Annotated in this window: 12 protein-coding genes and 1 pseudogene; 6 read left to right on the forward strand and 7 right to left on the reverse strand. The window is 71.6% G+C overall.

What is annotated here, in order from left to right:
- Window positions 1-81: 81 nt before the first annotated feature.
- The 3 genes from STRAU_RS09830 to STRAU_RS09840 all read right to left on the reverse strand — a co-directional run bounded on the left by STRAU_RS09830 (window position 82) and on the right by STRAU_RS09840 (window position 3944).
- Entirely contained in the window at window positions 82-1665 is a 1584-nt protein-coding gene (locus tag STRAU_RS09830) for a sodium/solute symporter (RefSeq protein ID WP_052029026.1), read from the reverse strand.
- 22 nt (window positions 1666-1687) lie between these two features.
- Window positions 1688-2110, reverse strand: a complete 423-nt coding sequence (locus STRAU_RS09835; protein ID WP_016640127.1) for a DUF485 domain-containing protein — start codon at window positions 2108-2110, stop codon at window positions 1688-1690.
- 214 nt (window positions 2111-2324) lie between these two features.
- Window positions 2325-3944, reverse strand: coding sequence for an MFS transporter (locus STRAU_RS09840; protein ID WP_106967870.1), 1620 nt, complete (start codon window positions 3942-3944; stop codon window positions 2325-2327).
- Between the two features lie 400 nt (window positions 3945-4344).
- Between STRAU_RS09840 and STRAU_RS09845 the strand changes: the two genes are divergently transcribed.
- On the forward strand, window positions 4345-5133 hold the full coding sequence (locus tag STRAU_RS09845; protein WP_037658474.1) for an ABC transporter ATP-binding protein: 789 nt from the start codon (window positions 4345-4347) through the stop codon (window positions 5131-5133).
- Window positions 5130-7715: an ABC transporter permease gene (locus STRAU_RS09850; protein WP_016640130.1), complete on the forward strand. Its 2586-nt coding sequence runs from the start codon at window positions 5130-5132 to the stop codon at window positions 7713-7715. Before STRAU_RS09845 ends, STRAU_RS09850 begins: the two co-directional genes overlap by 4 nt.
- An 85-nt stretch (window positions 7716-7800) precedes the next feature.
- Here STRAU_RS09850 and STRAU_RS09855 read toward each other — a convergent pair whose 3' ends face one another.
- Both STRAU_RS09855 and STRAU_RS09860 read right to left on the reverse strand, forming a co-directional pair.
- Complete coding sequence (locus tag STRAU_RS09855; protein WP_016640131.1) at window positions 7801-8052, reverse strand: type II toxin-antitoxin system RelE family toxin; 252 nt, start codon at window positions 8050-8052, stop codon at window positions 7801-7803.
- On the reverse strand, window positions 8049-8324 hold the full coding sequence (locus STRAU_RS09860; RefSeq protein WP_016640132.1) for a type II toxin-antitoxin system Phd/YefM family antitoxin: 276 nt from the start codon (window positions 8322-8324) through the stop codon (window positions 8049-8051). The genes STRAU_RS09855 and STRAU_RS09860 overlap by 4 nt, the downstream gene beginning before the upstream one ends.
- Window positions 8325-8479: 155 nt before the next feature.
- Here STRAU_RS09860 and mfd point away from each other — a divergent pair, with 155 nt between their 5' ends.
- On the forward strand, window positions 8480-12019 hold the full coding sequence (mfd, locus tag STRAU_RS09865) for a transcription-repair coupling factor (protein WP_016640133.1): 3540 nt from the start codon (window positions 8480-8482) through the stop codon (window positions 12017-12019).
- Between the two features lie 49 nt (window positions 12020-12068).
- Here mfd and STRAU_RS09870 read toward each other — a convergent pair whose 3' ends face one another.
- Entirely contained in the window at window positions 12069-13370 is a 1302-nt protein-coding gene (locus tag STRAU_RS09870) for an SGNH/GDSL hydrolase family protein (protein ID WP_016640134.1), read from the reverse strand.
- A 190-nt stretch (window positions 13371-13560) separates the two neighbouring features.
- Here STRAU_RS09870 and STRAU_RS09875 point away from each other — a divergent pair, with 190 nt between their 5' ends.
- Together STRAU_RS09875 and STRAU_RS09880 are read left to right on the forward strand one after the other, a co-directional pair.
- Window positions 13561-14259 (forward strand): HNH endonuclease family protein, encoded by a 699-nt coding sequence (locus STRAU_RS09875; protein WP_016640135.1) that lies wholly within the window; start codon window positions 13561-13563, stop codon window positions 14257-14259.
- Window positions 14260-14410: 151 nt separating this feature from the next.
- Window positions 14411-15154 carry a hypothetical protein gene (locus STRAU_RS09880; protein WP_016640136.1) on the forward strand — a complete coding sequence of 248 codons (744 nt, stop codon included), beginning with the start codon at window positions 14411-14413 and terminating at the stop codon, window positions 15152-15154.
- A 31-nt stretch (window positions 15155-15185) separates the two neighbouring features.
- Here the strand turns inward: STRAU_RS09880 and STRAU_RS09885 are convergent, their stop codons facing one another.
- Complete coding sequence (locus tag STRAU_RS09885) at window positions 15186-16022, reverse strand: hypothetical protein (protein WP_016640137.1); 837 nt, start codon at window positions 16020-16022, stop codon at window positions 15186-15188.
- 327 nt (window positions 16023-16349) lie between these two features.
- Between STRAU_RS09885 and STRAU_RS09890 the strand changes: the two are divergent.
- Window positions 16350-17366: pseudogene (locus STRAU_RS09890) on the forward strand (N-6 DNA methylase); the annotation flags it as partial.

Consider the following 17366-nt stretch of genomic DNA (forward strand, 5'->3'; position numbering starts at 1 on the left):
GGGTGCCGGGCCCCCCGGTGTCGTACAGCCGGGGCGGGTGGGTGGGAGACCACCCGAGGGGCGAGGCCCGCGGCCACAGACCTACCGTCCACGCGCCCCGCGGGCCCCCGCCAGGATGAACGGCTCCACCGCCTCGTACCGGGCCCGCTGCTCCCGCTGCACCACCCGGCGCGAGCCGACCGTGCCGAGCCAGCCCAGGAGGAAGCCCAGGGGAATGGAGGCGAGCCCGGTCGTGGTGAACGGGAACCAGTTGAAGTCGTGGTCGGGGAACGCGGCGTCGGGCGAACCGGAGACCAGGTTCGTCCCCGTCATGAGCACGGCGCAGCCGACCGTGCCGCCGATGAGCGTCCACAGCAGCCCCGCCCGGGTGAACCGGCGCCAGAACAACGTATAGATGAGCGCGGGCGCGAGCACGGACGCGCCGAGGCAGAACGACAGGGTCACCAGCGGCTGCAGGTTGCGGTCCTGGACGAGCACGGCGAGGGTGATCGCGAGGGCGCCCACGGCCAGCGCCGAGCCGCGCGCGAGCGTCATCTCCCTGCGCGGCGCGAGATCGCGGCGGCAGGCCGCGAACACGTCGTGGGCCAGGGAGTTGGCGCAGGCGAGGATCATCCCGGCCACCGACGCGAGCAGCGTCAGGAAGATCGCGGTGGTGACGGTCGTGAACAGCAGGGTCTCGGCCGTGGACGCGTCGGCCCCGAACACCGCCCGGGAGCCGAGGAGATAGGCCGTATTGCCCTGCGGATCGTGCCCGGCGACCGCCGCCCGCCCGAGCATCGCCGTCGTACCGAACCCGATGACGGTGATGATGACGACGAAGAGCGCGACCGAGGACACCGCCCAGGACAGGGAGCGCCTTATCTCCGGCGCGCTGCGCGCGGTGTACATGCGCATCGTGATGTGCGGCAGACACGCCCCGCCGAGCACGACGGTGAGTTCGGAGCTGATCATGTCGAGGCGAGGGGCCGCGCCCCCGTCGAACTGGAGGCCCGACTGGAGGTAGGCGGGCCCGAGTTCGCTGCCGCGCCGCGCGGCGAGCAGCAGCGCGCCCGGGTCCCAGTCGAAGCGGCTGAGGACGAGCGCGGCGACGACCGTCCCGGAGCCGAGCAGGATCACCATCTTGAGGATCTGGATCAGGGCGGTGCCCTTCATCCCGCCGATCGCCGCGTAGCTGATCATCAGCGCGCCGAGCGCGATCACACAGCCGGTCTTCAGGCCAGGGCTGGAGAAGCCCAGGATGAAGGCGAGCAGATCGCCCGCGCCCGCCAGCTGGACGAGCATGAGCGGCAGGAGCGCGGCGAGCGTGGCCGCGCACGCGGTGATACGGACCGCGCGCCCCGGCATCCGGCGGGCCAGCACGTCGCCCATCGTGAACCGCCCCGCGTTGCGCAGCGGTTCGGCCAGCAGGAACATCAGGAGCATCAGCGACAGCGACGTACTCAGGGCCAGGACCACGCCGTCGTACCCGAGCAGCGCGATGACGCCCGTGGTGCCGAGGACGGTCGCGGCGGAGATGTAGTCGCCCGCGATGGCCAGGCCGTTGCGCATCGGCGTGAGCCCGCCGTAGCCGGTGTAGAACTCGCCGAGCCCGTCGCGGTCCGGTCCTGTCATCACGCACAGCAGCAGCGTCAGCGTGACGACGGCCGTGAAGGCGACCAGGGACATGCTCTGCGCCGCGTCAGCGGCGTCAGCGGCGTTGTTCACGATTCGCCTCCAGTTCCGCCAACTTGCGCAGCCGTGCGGCCAGTTGGTCCAGGCGGCGGCGCGCCGTGAACTCGTACAGCGCTATGGCGACGCACATCACCGGCAGTTGTACGAGGCCGAGCAGCAGCCCCGTCGACAGGCCGCCGGAGACCGTGCCGTTCATGAACGACGGCGCGCAGGCGGACAGGAGCAGGAAGAGCGTGAAGTAGCCGAGCGCGGTGAGCGTGGCCACGCGGCGCTGCCGGCGGTAGGCGGTGCGCAGGACGCGGAGGTCGCGATGGTGGCCGAGGGCGGGGTGGCGGGGCGCGGGGCGGTGCGGGGGAGCGGGGGGTGGTGGGGGTGGCGCGACGGGCTGCCAGGGGTAGGTGGCGTACGAAGGGGACGAGTCGTGCGGAGGGTGGGTCATCCCGGTTCTCCTCTCCAAGCGCGGCTTCGGTCCGGTGCGGACCGCGAGGGAGCGAGGGTCGAGAACGCTACTGGCAGGGAGAGGGGGCGCGCGGGGTTTTCGGCATACTGGTCAGTCGGTATGGGGTCCCGGCGGCGGGATGGGTCAACTGTGGCTTTTGGGGCTGCTGTTGCTGACGCTGTTGTTACCGCTGTTGTTACTGCTGACGTTGCTGTTACTGCTGTTGCTCTTGGGGCTCCTCGTCCTTCTTCTCCTGCTGCTGAGGCGGCCCTTCGTCCTCCTGGATCACGGGGAAGCGCCGCGGCGCCATGAACAGCAGCACCAGCAGGCACACCACGGCCGCGCAGGCGGCACCCACGTACACGGCGTCGACGGCCGCGTCCACGGCGCGCCGCAGCCGGTCCGCGTCCGCCACCGAGCCCGGGTCGTCCAGGGCCTTCGCCACCGAGTCCAGCGAGCCCGCCCCGCCCAGCTTCGCGCTCAGCACCCCGTTGGCCACCGCCCCGAACAGCGCGGCGCCGACGGTCTGCCCGATCTGGCGGCAGAACAGGACGGACGCGGTCGTCGTGCCGCGCTCCGACCAGCCCACGGTCGACTGGACGCCGACGATGAGGGGGAGTTGGAAGAGCCCGAGGGCCGCGCCCAGCAGCAGCATGAGCAGGGCGGGCTGCCAGGCCGAGCCCGGGTAGGGCAGCACCGGGAAGGCGAACAGGACGCAGGCCGCGGCGCCGATGCCGAGCATCGCCGTGTTGCGGAAGCCGATGCGCCGATAGACGTGCTGGCTGAGCGCGGCCGACACCGGCCAGCTCAGGGTCATCGCGGAGAGCACGAAACCGGCTGCCATGGGCGCGAGTTGGAGCACCGACTGGGCGTACGTCGGCAGGAAGACCGTGGGCGCCACCATCACCAGGCCGAGCGAGCCGAGCGCCAGGTTCACGGCGGCGATCGGGCGCCGCCGCCACACCCAGCCGGGGATGATCGGGTCGGCCGCGCGCCGCTCGATGACCACGACCGCCGCGACGCACAGCAGCCCGCCCGCGAACAGCGCGAGCGAAGGCGCGGACAGCCAGGCCCAGGCGACGCCGCCCTGCACGAGCGCGGTGAGCAGCACGCCCCCGGCGGCGAAGACGGCGAGCGCGCCCGGCCAGTCGACCCGCCGAGCGGGAGCACGGCCGCCGGGCCCTCCTCGCGTCGCCGCGCGGCCGGGCTCGTGCAGGTGGCGCACGATCAGCCACAGGGCGAGCGCGCCGATCGGCAGGTTGATCAGGAAGATCCAGCGCCAGTCCGTGTACGCGGTGATGAGGCCGCCGACCGCGGGGCCCGCGACCGCCGAAGTGGCCCACACCGTGGACAGCTTGGCCTGTATCTTCGGGCGCTCCTTGAGCGGGTACAGGTCGGCGGCGAGGGTCTGGACGGTGCCCTGCAGCGCGCCGCCGCCCAGGCCCTGGACGACGCGGAAGGCGATCAGCGCGCCCATGTTCCAGGCGAGCGCGCACAGCGCCGAGCCGAGCAGGAACAGGACGCTGCCGGCGATCAGGACGGGCTTGCGGCCGAAGGTGTCGGAGAGCTTGCCGTACACCGGCAGCGTGACCGTCGCGGCGAGCAGATAGCCGGAGAACAGCCAGGAGAAGACGGAGAAGCCGCCGAGCGCGCCGACGATCTGCGGCACGGCCGTGGAGACGATGGTGGCGTCCAGGGCGGCCAGCGCCATGACGAGCATGAGCGCGGCGACGACGGCACCGCGCCTGTCCGTACGCGGCCCTTGGTCCGGCCCTGAACCCGGCCCGTGGTCCGGCCCTGAACCCAGCCCGCTGTCCGGCGCCGTACTCGGCATCCCGAAGATCCCTTCCCCCTGCACCTGTTGCCTCGGGTCACCTTCTCACCAGGCAGGCTCTTGGGGGAGGGCGGAGCGACCCTGAGAGATGCTCCACCGCCGGGTGGAGAACCCCTAGGGGGCCCTCCGTACTACGGACAGGGTGGCGTTGGTACCGACGGAGGACGAGAGCGCCTGACCTGGTCCTTAGATTGGCTTTACGCCGCAGGGGGCGGAGGCGCTGAGCGGAGGCGCTGAGAGGAGGCGCTGAGAGGAACCTCAGCTTGGGGGGTGGGGTTTTCCCCAGCAAAAGACTGCGCTCTGCACCAGGGCGTCGAGGCACCCCGACGGACCAGACTGATCAGCGTGAGCGAGCGGCATGTGACCCGGCTCATCTCATCACCCACATAGGAGACTTACCGTGACAACGGCTGTGACCACTCCCAGGCACGGGGGTACTGGAGGGCGTACGGCCGTGGCGGCGCGGGCACGCCAGGTCGTCAAGGCGTACGGCACCGGCGAAACCCGCGTCGTCGCCCTCGACCACATCGACGTGGACATAGCCCGCGGGCAGTTCACGGCGATCATGGGCCCGTCCGGGTCCGGCAAGTCCACGCTGATGCACTGTCTCGCGGGCCTCGACACGGTCTCCTCGGGCCAGATCTATCTGGACGAGACCGAGATCACCGGCCTGAAGGACAAGAAGCTCACCCAGCTCCGCCGGGACCGGATCGGCTTCATCTTCCAGGCGTTCAACCTGCTGCCGACGCTGAACGCCATCGAGAACATCACGCTCCCGATGGACATCGCGGGCCGCAAGCCCGACCGCGCCTGGCTGGACCAGGTCGTGCAGACCGTCGGCCTCGCGGGCCGCCTCAAGCACCGCCCCACCGAGCTGTCCGGCGGCCAGCAGCAGCGCGTCGCCGTGGCCCGCGCCCTGGCGTCCCGCCCCGAGATCATCTTCGGTGACGAGCCGACCGGAAACCTGGACTCCCGCGCCGGCGCCGAGGTCCTCGGCTTCCTGCGCAGGTCGGTGACCGAGCTGGGCCAGACCATCGTGATGGTCACGCACGACCCGGTCGCCGCGTCGTATGCCGACCGGGTGCTGTATCTGGCGGACGGCCGCATCGTCGACGAGATGTACAACCCCACCGCGGACCAGGTCCTGGACCGCATGAAGCACTTCGACGCCCGGGGGCGCACGTCATGACCGTCCTCAAGACATCGATGCGCAACTTCCTCGCGCACAAGGGACGCATGGCGCTCTCCGCGGTCGCCGTCGTCCTGTCGGTGGCCTTCGTGTGCGGCACGCTCGTCTTCTCGGACACGATGACCACCACCTTCGACAAGCTCTTCGCGGCCACGGCCTCCGACGTCACGGTCAAGCCGAAGGACGCCGCCGAGGCCGGTGACGAGGGGCCGAAGACGGGCAAGCCCGAGTCGCTGCCCGCCTCCGCGGTCGCCCAGGTCGAGAAGGCCGACGGCGTGAAGTCCGTCGAGGGCGGCGTCACCAGCGACAGCGTCACCGTCGCCGACTCGAAGAACAAGAACATGGGCCCGTCCAGCGGCGCCCCCACCCTCGCGGGCAACTGGACGAAGAACGACCTGCGTGCCATGGAGATCACCTCCGGGCACGCCCCGCGCGGCCCCACCGAGGTGATGGTCGACGCGGACACCGCCGACAAGCACGACCTCAAGCTCGGCGAGGAGCTGCGCACCATCACGGCCGCCGGCGACTTCAAGGCGAAGATCTCCGGCATCGCCACCTTCAAGGTGACCAACCCCGGCGCGGCCGTCTTCTACTTCGACACCCCCACCGCCCAGCGCGAACTGCTCGGCGCCACCGGCCGGTTCACCCACCTCAGCGTCACCGCCGCGAGCGGCGTGAGCGACACCCAGCTCAAGAAGAACGTCACCGAGACGCTGGCCGCCGACGCCTCCGCGTACAAGATCAAGACGCAGAAGGAGACCGCGGACGACGACGCCAAGTCCGTCGGCGGCTTCCTGGACGTGATGAAGTACGCGATGCTCGGCTTCGCCGGAATCGCCTTCCTCGTCGGCATCTTCCTGATCATCAACACCTTCTCGATGCTGGTCGCCCAGCGCACCCGCGAGATCGGCCTGATGCGGGCCATCGGCTCCAGTCGCAAGCAGGTCAACCGCTCGGTCCTGGTCGAGGCGCTGCTCCTGGGCGTCGTCGGCTCGGTCCTCGGCGTCGGCGCGGGCATCGGCCTCGCCGTCGGCCTGATGAAGCTGATGTCCGGCATGGGCATGGAGCTGTCCACGAAGGACCTCACCATCGCCTGGACGACCCCGGTGGTGGGCCTCGCCCTCGGCATCATCGTCACCGTCCTCGCGGCGTACCTCCCGGCACGGCGCGCAGGCAAGGTCTCCCCGATGGCCGCCCTGCGCGACGCCGGTACGCCGGCGGACGGCAAGGCGGGCGCGGTGCGCGCCGCGATCGGCCTGCTCCTCACCGGCGCCGGAGTCTTCGCGCTCTACACCGCCGGGCAGGCGGACAAGGCGAAGGACGGCTCCCTCTTCCTCGGCCTCGGCGTCGTCGCGACCCTCATCGGCTTCGTGGTCATCGGCCCGGTCCTGGCGTCCTTCGTGGTCCGCGTGATCAGCGCGGTGCTGCTGCGGTGGTTCGGCCCCGTCGGCCGCATGGCCGAGCGCAACGCGCTGCGCAACCCGCGCCGCACCGGTGCCACGGGCGCCGCCCTGATGATCGGCCTCGCCCTGGTCGCCTGTCTCTCCGTCGTCGGCTCCTCCATGGTCGCCTCGGCGACGGACGAGCTCGACAAGTCGGTGGGCGCGGACTTCATCATCCAGGGCGACCAGCAGGGCCTCACGACCAAGGCCGAGAAGAAGCTGGAGAAGACTCCGTACATCTCGCACTTCACGCGCAACAAGGAGGTCGACGCCGACATCACCCTGCCGGACGGCAGGACCAGCAAGGACACGAGCCTCAGCGCCGCCGACCCGTCGTACGCCAAGGACCTGCGCCGCGACACCGTCTCCGGTGAACTGTCCGCCGCCTACGGCAAGGACGCGATGTCGGTGGGCGAGGAGTTCGCGAAGAAGCACCGCCTGAAGGTCGGCGACAAGCTGAAGGTCGCTTTCGACAAGGGCCGCACCGCCGAGCTGAAGCTCGCCGCGATCACCGGGGATGACGGGTCGTTCGACAAGGGCGCGATGTACGTGAACATCACCACGGTCGAGCGCTATGTGCCCGCGCACCGCATGCCGCAGACCCGGATCGCCTTCGCCCAGGCGGTCGACGGCAAGCAGGACGAGGCGTACAAGGCGCTCAAGGACACCCTGAATGCCTACCCGCAGTACAAGGTGCAGGACCAGACCGACTTCAAGCAGGACCTGAAGGACCAGGTCGGCCAGATGCTGAACATGGTCTACGGCCTGCTGGGCCTCGCGATCATCGTCGCGATCCTGGGCGTCGTGAACACCCTGGCCCTCTCGGTGATCGAGCGCACCCGCGAGATCGGCCTGATGCGGGCGATCGGCCTCTCCCGCCGCCAGCTGCGCCGCATGATCCGCATGGAGTCGGTCGTCATCGCCCTCTTCGGCGCACTCCTCGGCCTCGGCCTGGGCATGGGCTGGGGCGCCACCGCCCAGAAGCTCCTGGCCCTGGAGGGCCTGATGGTCCTGGAGATCCCCTGGCCGACGATCATCACGGTCTTCTTCGGCTCGGCGTTCGTGGGCCTGTTCGCGGCGCTGGTGCCCGCGTTCCGGGCGGGCCGGATGAACGTCCTGAACGCGATCGCTACCGAGTAGCCACTGCGGACGGGGGGAACGGGGGAGGGCCGGGCCCGGTGGGATTCCACCGGGCCCGGCCCTTTGGGCGTGGGCACATTGCGGATCAGGCGAGACGACCGATGTGCATGACGACGATGGTGATGGTGCCCTCGTCGATCTCGTACATCAAGCGGTATAAGCCGACGTGAAGGCGGCGGACTTCAGGCGAGCCGTAGGCGACGGTCCCTGAAGGGCGAGGGTTGTCCGCCAGCAGGTCGACTGCGGCATAGACCTGCCGCAGCCCGTCCGGGTCGTCCTTGAGGAAACGGACGGCGGCGTTGGTCGCCTGCTCGCGCCAGAAGATCTGAAAGCTCACTCACGCTCCAGACCGAGCAGCTGACGAACCTCTTCGTGAGGGATGCCGACGAACGTTCCATCGGCCTTCTCGGCTCGGTAACGGGCCACTGCGAGCTGCTCTTCGAGCTCCAGCACCCGTTCCTCCAGCTCGTACAGCTCGTTCGGGTTTATGAACACGGCCGCGGGCTGGCCGTGATCCGTGATCGTGATGCGCTCGCGGGCATGCGCGGTCCGGCGCACCAGGGTGCCGAATCGGGCCCGTGCCTCGGTGATGGGCAGCGTCTCGCTCATGTAAGGAAGTGTACGCTTCCCGCATCTTCTGTGCAGTCCCTCGATCGGGCGACTGTCACTGCGGCGACGTACTCTGGACAACCCCGGCCCGTAGCACGTGCCGGGCTGTTCGCGTTGTCCGCATCGTTCTATCGCCCCGGACTGGATGCCCCTTCATGAGCCTGCACGGACTGCTGGACGCCGTCGTCAAGGACGCGGCCCTCACCGAAGCGGTGAAGGCCGCGGCCGACGGCAACCGGCATCACATCGACCTCGTCGGCCCCCCGGCCGCCCGCCCCTTCGCCGTGGCGGCCCTCGCCCGCGAGGCGCGGCGCACCGTCCTCGCGGTGACGGCCACCGGCCGTGAGGCCGAGGACCTGGCCGCCGCGCTGCGGACGGTCCTTCCGCCCGAGGGAGTCGTGGAGTACCCGTCGTGGGAGACGCTGCCGCACGAGCGGCTCTCCCCGCGCTCCGACACCGTCGGCCGCCGCCTCGCCGTGCTGCGCCGCCTCGCGCACCCGCGCGCCGACGACCCCGAGACGGGCCCGGTCTCCGTGGTCGTGGCCCCGGTGCGCTCCGTGCTTCAGCCGCAGGTCAAGGGGCTCGGCGACCTGGAGCCCGTGGCCCTGCGCACGGGCGAGTCGGCCGACCTGAACGAGACCGTCGCGGCCCTGGCCGCGGCGGCGTACGCACGCGTGGAGCTGGTGGAGAAGCGCGGCGAGTTCGCCGTGCGCGGCGGCATCCTGGACGTCTTCCCGCCCACCGAGGAGCACCCCCTGCGGGTGGAGTTCTGGGGCGACGACGTCGAGGAGATCCGGTACTTCAAGGTCGCCGACCAGCGGTCCCTCGAAATCGCCGAGCACGGCCTGTGGGCGCCGCCGTGCCGGGAGCTGCTGCTCACCGAGGAGGTGCGGGGCCGGGCCGCGGCGCTCGCCGAGCTCCACCCGGAGCTGGGCGAGCTGCTCGGGAAGATCGCCGAGGGCATCGCGGTCGAGGGCATGGAGTCCCTGGCCCCGGTCCTGGTGGACGACATGGAGCTGCTGCTCGACGTGCTCCCGGCGGGGTCCATGGCGCTGGTCTGCGACCCGGAGCGGGTGCGTACGCGCGCCGCGGACCTGGTGGCCACGAGCCAGGAGTTCCTCCAGGCCAGCTGGGCCGCCACGGCCGGCGGCGGGGAGGCCCCGATCGACGTGGGCGCGGCCTCGCTGTGGGGCATCGCGGACGTCCGCGACCGCGCCCGCGAGATCGGCATGATGTGGTGGTCGGTGAGCCCGTTCGCCGCGGACGAGACCGTCGACGACGGCGACACCGACACCCTCAAGCTGGGCATGCACGCCCCGGAGACGTATCGGGGAGACACCGCGAAGGCCCTCGCCGACACCAAGGGCTGGCTCGCCGACGGCTGGCGCACGGTGTACGTGACGGAGGGCCACGGCCCGGCAGCCCGCACCGCCGAGGTGCTCGGCGGCGAGGGCATCGCGGCCCGCCTCGACGCCGACCTCACCGCCCTCACCCCGTCCGTCGTGCACGTGGCCTGCGGCTCGATCGACTACGGCTTCGTCGACCCGGCCCTGAAGCTCGCCGTCCTCACGGAGACCGACCTCACCGGCCAGAAGGCGGCCGGCAAGGACGGGCAGCGCATGCCCGCCCGGCGCCGCAAGACCATCGACCCGCTCACCCTCGAAGCCGGCGACTACATCGTGCACGAGCAGCACGGCGTCGGCCGCTACATCGAGATGGTGCAGCGCACGGTCCAGGGCGCCACCCGCGAGTATCTGGTCGTGGAGTACGCCCCCGCCAAGCGCGGCCAGCCCGGCGACCGCCTCTACATCCCCACCGACCAGCTGGAGCAGATCACCAAGTACGTGGGCGGCGAGGCCCCCACGCTGCACCGCCTCGGCGGCGCCGACTGGACGAAGACCAAGGCGCGGGCGAAGAAGGCGGTCAAGGAGATCGCCGCGGACCTGATCAAGCTGTACAGCGCGCGGATGGCGGCCCCCGGCCACACCTTCGGCCCCGACACGCCCTGGCAGCGCGAGCTGGAGGACGCCTTCCCCTACGTGGAGACGCCCGACCAGCTCACCACCATCGCCGAGGTCAAGGAGGACATGGAGAAGTCGGTCCCGATGGACCGCCTGATCTGCGGCGACGTGGGCTACGGCAAGACGGAGATCGCGGTCCGCGCGGCCTTCAAGGCGGTCCAGGACGGCAAGCAGGTCGCCGTGCTCGTCCCGACGACGCTCCTCGTCCAGCAGCACTTCGGCACGTTCTCCGAGCGCTACTCGCAATTCCCGGTGAACGTAAGGGCGTTGAGCCGCTTCCAGACCGACACGGAGGCGAAGGCGACCCTGGAGGGCCTCAAGGACGGCGCCGTCGACATCGTCATCGGCACCCACCGCCTGTTCTCCTCCGAGACCAAGTTCAAGGACCTGGGCCTGGTCATCGTCGACGAGGAGCAGCGCTTCGGCGTCGAGCACAAGGAGCAGCTCAAGAAGCTGCGCGCGAACGTCGACGTGCTGACGATGTCGGCGACGCCCATCCCCCGTACGCTCGAAATGGCCGTGACGGGCATCCGCGAGATGTCCACGATCACCACGCCCCCCGAGGAGCGGCACCCGGTCCTGACCTTCGTCGGGCCGTACGAGGAGCGGCAGATCGGCGCGGCCATCCGGCGTGAACTGCTGCGCGAGGGCCAGGTCTTCTACATCCACAACCGTGTGGAGTCCATCGACCGGGCGGCGGCCCGGCTGCGCGACATCGTGCCGGAGGCGCGCATCGCGACGGCCCACGGCCAGATGTCCGAACAGGCCCTGGAGCAGGTGGTCGTGGACTTCTGGGAGAAGAAGTTCGACGTCCTGGTGTCGACGACGATCGTCGAGTCCGGCATCGACATCTCCAACGCCAACACCCTCATCGTGGAGCGCGGCGACAACTTCGGCCTGTCGCAGCTCCACCAGCTGCGCGGCCGCGTCGGCCGGGGCCGCGAGCGCGGTTACGCGTACTTCCTGTACCCGCCGGAGAAGCCGCTGACCGAGACCGCCCACGAGCGCCTCGCCACCATCGCCCAGCACACGGAGATGGGCGCGGGCATGTACGTGGCGATGAAGGACCTGGAGATCCGTGGCGCCGGAAACCTGCTCGGCGGCGAGCAGTCCGGCCACATCGCGGGCGTCGGCTTCGACCTCTACGTACGCATGGTGGGCGAGGCCGTCGCCGACTACCGCGCGTCCCTGGAAGGCGGAGTGGAGGAGGAGCCGCCACTGGAGGTCAAGATCGAACTCCCGGTGGACGCGCACGTCCCGCACGACTACGCCCCCGGCGAGCGCCTGCGCCTGCAGGCGTACCGCTCGATCGCCTCCGCCACCACGGAGGGCGACATCAAGGCGGTGCGCGAGGAACTCACCGACCGCTACGGCAAGTTGCCCGAGCCGGTCGAGAACCTCCTGCTCGTCGCGGGCCTGCGGATGCTGTCGCGCGCGTGCGGCGTCGGCGAGATCGTGCTCCAGGGCAACAACATCCGCTTCGCGCCGGTGGACTTGAGGGAGTCCCAGGAGCTGCGCCTGAAGCGGCTCTACCCCGGCACGGTCATCAAGGCCGCCGCGCACCAGGTCCTCGTGCCGCGCCCGAAGACGGCGAAGGTCGGCGGGAAGCCGCTGGTCGGGCGGGAACTGCTGGGCTGGGTGGGGGAGTTCCTGACGTCGATCCTGGGTTCGTGACCCGCCGGGCCCGGGGCGCTCCTCGCACCCCGGGCCCGGCGGACACGCCCTAGAGCTGGTCGAGGTCCACGGCCTCGGCCATCGCGCGGTATCCGGCGTCGTTGGGGTGCAGCCCGTCGCCGGAGTCGTAGGCGGGGGCGATGCGGTCCCGGTCGGCGGGGTCGGCGACGGCGCGCTCCAGGTCGACGACGGCGTCGTACGCACCCGACGTACGGATCCAGTGGTTGACTGCCTCGCGCTTGGCCTCGTTGGCCGGGCTGTAGTAGAAGGAGCCCTTGATGGGCGTCAGGGTCGCGCCCACCACCTTGATGCCCCGGGCGTGGGCCTGGCGGATCAACGAGCGGTGGCCGTCGATGAGTTGGCGGGCCGACACGTCAGGGGTCGGTCCGCCGGGTGAGCCCTCCGCGCTGGCCCCGATGTCGTTGATGCCCTCCAACACGATGACCGTGCCGACGTTCGGCTCGCTCAGTACGTCCTTCCTGAAGCGGACGACGCCCTTCTCGCCCGCCCAGTTGGAGTCGTTGGTGACCTGGTTGCCGGCGATCCCGTGGTTGAGCACGCCGCGCGGCCGGTCGGTGGCGGCGAGGCGCTCCGCGAGCTTGTCGGGGTAGCGGCCGTTCGTGTCGAGGCCGGAGCCCGTGCCGTCGGTGATGGAGTCGCCGAAGGTGACGACGGACCCGCGGCGCGCGGGCTCGGCCCCGGTGACCTCGACGCCGGTGAGGTAATACCAGGAGTCGCTGGTCTCCGTGAACGCGCTGCCGTCGCGGTCGCGGACGTGGTCGCCCTGGGCGCGGTAGCTGGTGGCGGAGGAGATCATGTGGAAGGTGGTGGGCCCGGTCGGGGCCTCCAGGTACAGCGTGACGGTGAGCGACTCGAACGCCTTGACCTTGAAGGGCATGGCGTCGCTGTACGTCTTGCCGCCCGCCGGGATCGTCACGGCCCCCGCGCCGCCGAAGCCCAGCTTCCGCACGGAACCGGCCCTGACCTCCGGGCCCTTGCCCGTGCGGGCGATGGCCGCTCCGGTGATCCGCAGCGGCCCCTTGCCGTACCGGTTGGACAGCTCGATGCGGGCCTTCGTGCCCCCGGCGCCGACCCGGACGACCTGACGGAGCGTGTGCCGCTCGAAGCCCTGCTGGGACCAGTTCGGCGTGAAGACCTCGGTCGGCGCTTGGGGGGAGGCGGCCCAGGCGCCTTGCCAGGGGGTGGTGTTGTGCGCGGTGCGGGTGTGCCCGGCCGCCACGGCGCCCGAGGGGCCGCCCAGCCCCGCCGTGCCGGCGACCGGCAGCGCGGCCAGCGCGGCTGTGGCCAGCACCATCGCACCCGTACGTCGTGTCGAACCCTTGAATCTCATGTGTCCCGCCCCTTGTCCGCTGTGTTCTGGCACGGTCAAGCGGAGCGTGGCTCCGGATATTCCCCCGGGGGAGGGGAGAAGCCGGGGCGGCGGCTACCGTGGGGCCGGTCCAGGGGAGGGAATGGCTGTGAGGGTCGAGAGCGCCGTGACGTGCGGTGGGGCGAGGCGACGGCGGGCGGGGGCGGGTGCCGTGGTGGCGTTGCTCGTGCTCGGGGGCGGGCTCTCCGCCTGCGAGGGGGGCGGCGGGGACGGCAAGGACGGGGCCGCGGGGTCCGGGGCGCGCGGCGGGCCCGCGCTCGCCGCCGTGGACTCGCTCACCGTCAAGGGGCGTGCGCCCAGGACCGGTTACGAGCGGGCGCGGTTCGGCAGCCCCTGGGCCGACACCGACTCGAACGGGTGCGGGACCCGCGACGACATACTCAAGCGGGACCTGGACGGGGTGAAGTTCCGGGACGGCGACTGCACGGTGGTGTCGGGCACCCTCGCCCCCGATCCGTACACCGGCAAGGAAGTGACGTTCACGCGCGGGCGCAGCCGCGTCGACATCGACCACGTCGTCGCGCTCTCCGACGCCTGGCAGAAGGGCGCCGGGAAGTGGCGCCCGAGCAAGCGCATCGCCCTGGCCAACGACCCGTTGAACCTCCTCGCCGTCGACGCGGGCCCCAACCGCGGCAAGGGCGACGGCGATACGGCGACGTGGCTGCCCGCGAACAAGTCCTATCGGTGCGCGTATGTGGCACGGCAGGTCGCCGTGAAGAAGAAGTACGGGCTGTGGGTGACCGGCGCCGAGCGGGACGCCATGCGGCGGGTGCTGTCGCGCTGCCCGCAGGAGAAGCTGCCTGCGGGCGGCGGTCCGACCGAGGCGCCGGGGCGGTTCCGGGCGCGGTGAGGCCGCGGGCCCGGGGCCCGAGGGTGTGCGGAGGTGCCGGGTGGGCGGTGACGCGGAGGTGCCCGGGTGGGCGGTGACGCGGCGGTGCCCGGGTGGGTGGTGACGCGTAAATCAGTTCCCGTGCGGCGCACCGGCCGTTAGCGTGCGGGGCGTGGACCTGAAGATCACCACCCTCGCCGAACGGCCCGAACTCGCCGACCCCATGTGGGCCATGGCGGACACCTGGGCCGAGTTCGTGCAGTACGACCCCATCGCCTGGTCGATGATGGGCCGGATCCCCGTGGAGTGGCCGGAGTACGTGCTGATCGCCACGGACGCCCGGGAGCGGGTGGTGGCGCGGGCGTTCAGCGTGCCGTTCGCGCTGCGGGCCGAGGGGCGCGGGGAACTGCCCGACGGCGGCTGGGACCAGGTCATGCTGTGGGCGTTCTCGGACCGCAAGCGGGGCCGGGAGCCGGACACCGTCAGCGCCATCGAGATCACGGTCGCCCCGGACGCGCAGGGGCACGGCGTGTCCGGCCAGGTGCTCGCCGCCCTGCGGGAGAACGCGCGCGGACGCGGCTTCGGCGAGGTCGTCGCCCCGGTGCGGCCGAACGCCAAGCACCTGGAGCCGGCCACGCCCATCGAGGAGTACGCGCGGCGCACCCGGGAGGACGGGCTGCCGCACGACCCGTGGCTGCGGGTGCATGTCCGCGCGGGCGGTGTCATCGAGAAGGTGGCCCCGGTGTCGATGACGGTGTCGGGGTCGACGGCCCGGTGGCGGGAGTGGACCGGGCTGCCGTTCGACGAGGAGGGGCTCGTCGAGGTGCCCGGGGCGCTGGTGCCGGTGCACAGCGAGCCCGGGCGCGGCTACGCGGTGTACGTGGAGCCGAACGTGTGGGTGCGGCACGCGCTGTGACGCGCGCCGGCCACCCGCCCGCGCCGGCGGGTCAGCCCTCCAGCGTGTCTGCGTCCTCCAGCTCGTCGAGGTCCAGCACGTCGCCCGTGGGCGGAGTCGTCTTCACCGGCTTGTCGTAGTCGGTGAAGGTCATCTCCTCCGGCTCGTCCGGCTTCTTCGTGGACTTGTTCACGGCCTTCAGCAGGTACGGCTTGCCCTCGGCCGCCACGTAGAGGGTGGCGCGGTCCTTGCCGTCGCTCTCGTGCAGCGTGATGGCCCGCTTGCCGTCGACGGTGGTCAACTTGCCCTTGCGGGCGGCCGAGTCGGTGCCCTTGAACTCTTCGAGGAGCGAGTTGAGGTCGCAGAATCCGGCGAGGTCCTTCCACTCGGAGTCCGTCGCCTTGGCCTTCGTCCAGCGGTTCGCCATCATGTCCACCGCGGCGTCGATGTCGGCCTTCGGCTCGCCCTTGAGCTGGCTGCGCAGCGCCGCCGCGTCGAACCGCGTGTAGACCGTGGTGCGGGTGGCGATCAGGTCGGCCGTGCCCCCGCCCACCCCGATCGTGCCCGCGCACTCGCCCTTGGTGTTGAGGGCGACGTCCATGGTCCCGCTGCCGCCCTCGTCGTCGGGGCCGATGCCCTTGAGCCGGAGGGAACGGGCGCCCCTGGTCGCCTCCATGGCCTTGTCGACGATCTGCGGCCCGGACAGGTCGGCGAAGGGCTCCTTCTCCTTGCGCTCGGGCGAGCTCTTCCTGTCCTTCGAGGGCGTCGAACCGGCGGACTTGTCGCCGCCGCAGGCCGTCAGGGCGACGGCCGCCGCAGCGGTGAGACAGAGCGCGGCCAGAGTGCCGCGACGCGGGCGCGGGCGTAGGCGCGAAGGCTGGTGCTGCATGAGAGATCCCCCCAAGGACTCGTGCGGTGTACCCATGAGAGCAGGCAACTGTGAACCGAGTCAACACGGTTCACGGTGACGGAATGGTTAACGGGTGTGAAGGGGCTCGTTCCGTACGTCTGGGTAAGCTCGGTGTCGGGCGCCGCCAGGGGAAGACGGCGCCCTGCGAGCGAGCGACACCGGACGACGAGGGGCGGGCCAGTGACGACCAGCGGGCCGACGCGACAGGGGAACCAGGGGCAAGAGGGGAACGGGACGCCGCGGGCGCGGCGCGCGACGGAGGGAAGGCGGGAGAGGCCGGACGCCACCGAGGTCACCGCCGCCGGCATCGCCCGCCTCGCCGGTGTCGGCCGCGCCGCCGTCAGCAACTGGCGCCGCCGCCACGCCGACTTCCCCCGCCCCGTGGGCGGCACCGACACCAGCCCCTCCTTCGCGCTCGCCGAGGTCGAACAGTGGCTGCGCGGCCAGGGCAAGCTCTCCGAAGTGCCGCTGCGCGAACGCGTCTGGCAGCAGCTCGCCGGACACCCGGCGGGCCCGGCCACCGCCCTGCTGCACGCCGGCTGCGCCCTGCTCCTCGTACACGACCGGCACCCCGACTGGCTGCGGGTCAGCGCCGTGTCGGACGAGCGGATGGCGCGCCTTCTCCCGGGCGTGCTGGAGGACGTGCTGACCCCGCGCTTCGGCCCGCCCTCCCGCACCCGCGCCGTCCGGACCCCCGCGACCCCCGAACTCCTCCCGTCCGCCCCCCTGTTGCGATCCGCCGCCGAACTCGCCGCCGAGCTGGGCGCGCACACCGCGTACGAGTTCCTGCTCGGCCGGCACCTCGACGCCAACCCGCGCCAGTACACCCTCACCCCGCAGGGCCCCGCCGACCTGATGGCCGCCCTCGCGGGCCCCGCGCGCACCGGCCGCGTCGTCCTCGACCCGGCCTGCGGCACCGGCGCCCTGCTCCGCGCCGCCGCCCCCCGCCCCGGCCGGGACTGCGCCGACCACCGGCTGTACGGCCAGGACAGCGCCCCCGACCTCGCCGCCCTCACCGCCCTGCGCCTCGCCCTCGGCTCCGACGCGACCGTGCGCACCGCCGCCGCCGACACCCTGCGCGCCGACGCGCACGCGGACCTCGCCGCCGACGCCGTGCTGTGCCACCGCCGTTCCCGTGCTGTGCCACCCGCCGTTCAACGACCGCAACTGGGGCCACGACGAACTGGCCTACGACCCGCGCTGGGAGTACGGCTTCCCGGCCCGCACGGAGTCCGAACTCGCCTGGGCGCAGCACGCGTTGGCGCGGCTGCGGGACGGCGGCACCGCCGTGCTGCTGATGCCGCCCGCCGCCGCGTCCCGCCG

The sequence above is a fragment of the Streptomyces aurantiacus JA 4570 genome, assembly GCF_000414115.1.
GTDB lineage: Bacteria > Actinomycetota > Actinomycetes > Streptomycetales > Streptomycetaceae > Streptomyces > Streptomyces aurantiacus_A.

What these genes read in the sequence shown, in the direction of transcription:
- STRAU_RS09885 (WP_016640137.1), bottom strand. Translation starts at nt 16,022, where the DNA reads ATGCAGCACCAGCCTTCGCGCCTACGCCCGCGCCCGCGTCGCGGCACT.
- STRAU_RS09835 (WP_016640127.1), bottom strand. Translation starts at nt 2,110, where the DNA reads ATGACCCACCCTCCGCACGACTCGTCCCCTTCGTACGCCACCTACCCC.
- STRAU_RS09830 (WP_052029026.1), bottom strand. Translation starts at nt 1,665, where the DNA reads ATGTCCCTGGTCGCCTTCACGGCCGTCGTCACGCTGACGCTGCTGCTG.
- STRAU_RS09860 (WP_016640132.1), bottom strand. Translation starts at nt 8,324, where the DNA reads ATGAGCGAGACGCTGCCCATCACCGAGGCACGGGCCCGATTCGGCACC.
- STRAU_RS09840 (WP_106967870.1), bottom strand. Translation starts at nt 3,944, where the DNA reads ATGCCGAGTACGGCGCCGGACAGCGGGCTGGGTTCAGGGCCGGACCAC.
- STRAU_RS09870 (WP_016640134.1), bottom strand. Translation starts at nt 13,370, where the DNA reads ATGAGATTCAAGGGTTCGACACGACGTACGGGTGCGATGGTGCTGGCC.
- mfd (WP_016640133.1), top strand. Translation starts at nt 8,480, where the DNA reads ATGAGCCTGCACGGACTGCTGGACGCCGTCGTCAAGGACGCGGCCCTC.
- STRAU_RS09850 (WP_016640130.1), top strand. Translation starts at nt 5,130, where the DNA reads ATGACCGTCCTCAAGACATCGATGCGCAACTTCCTCGCGCACAAGGGA.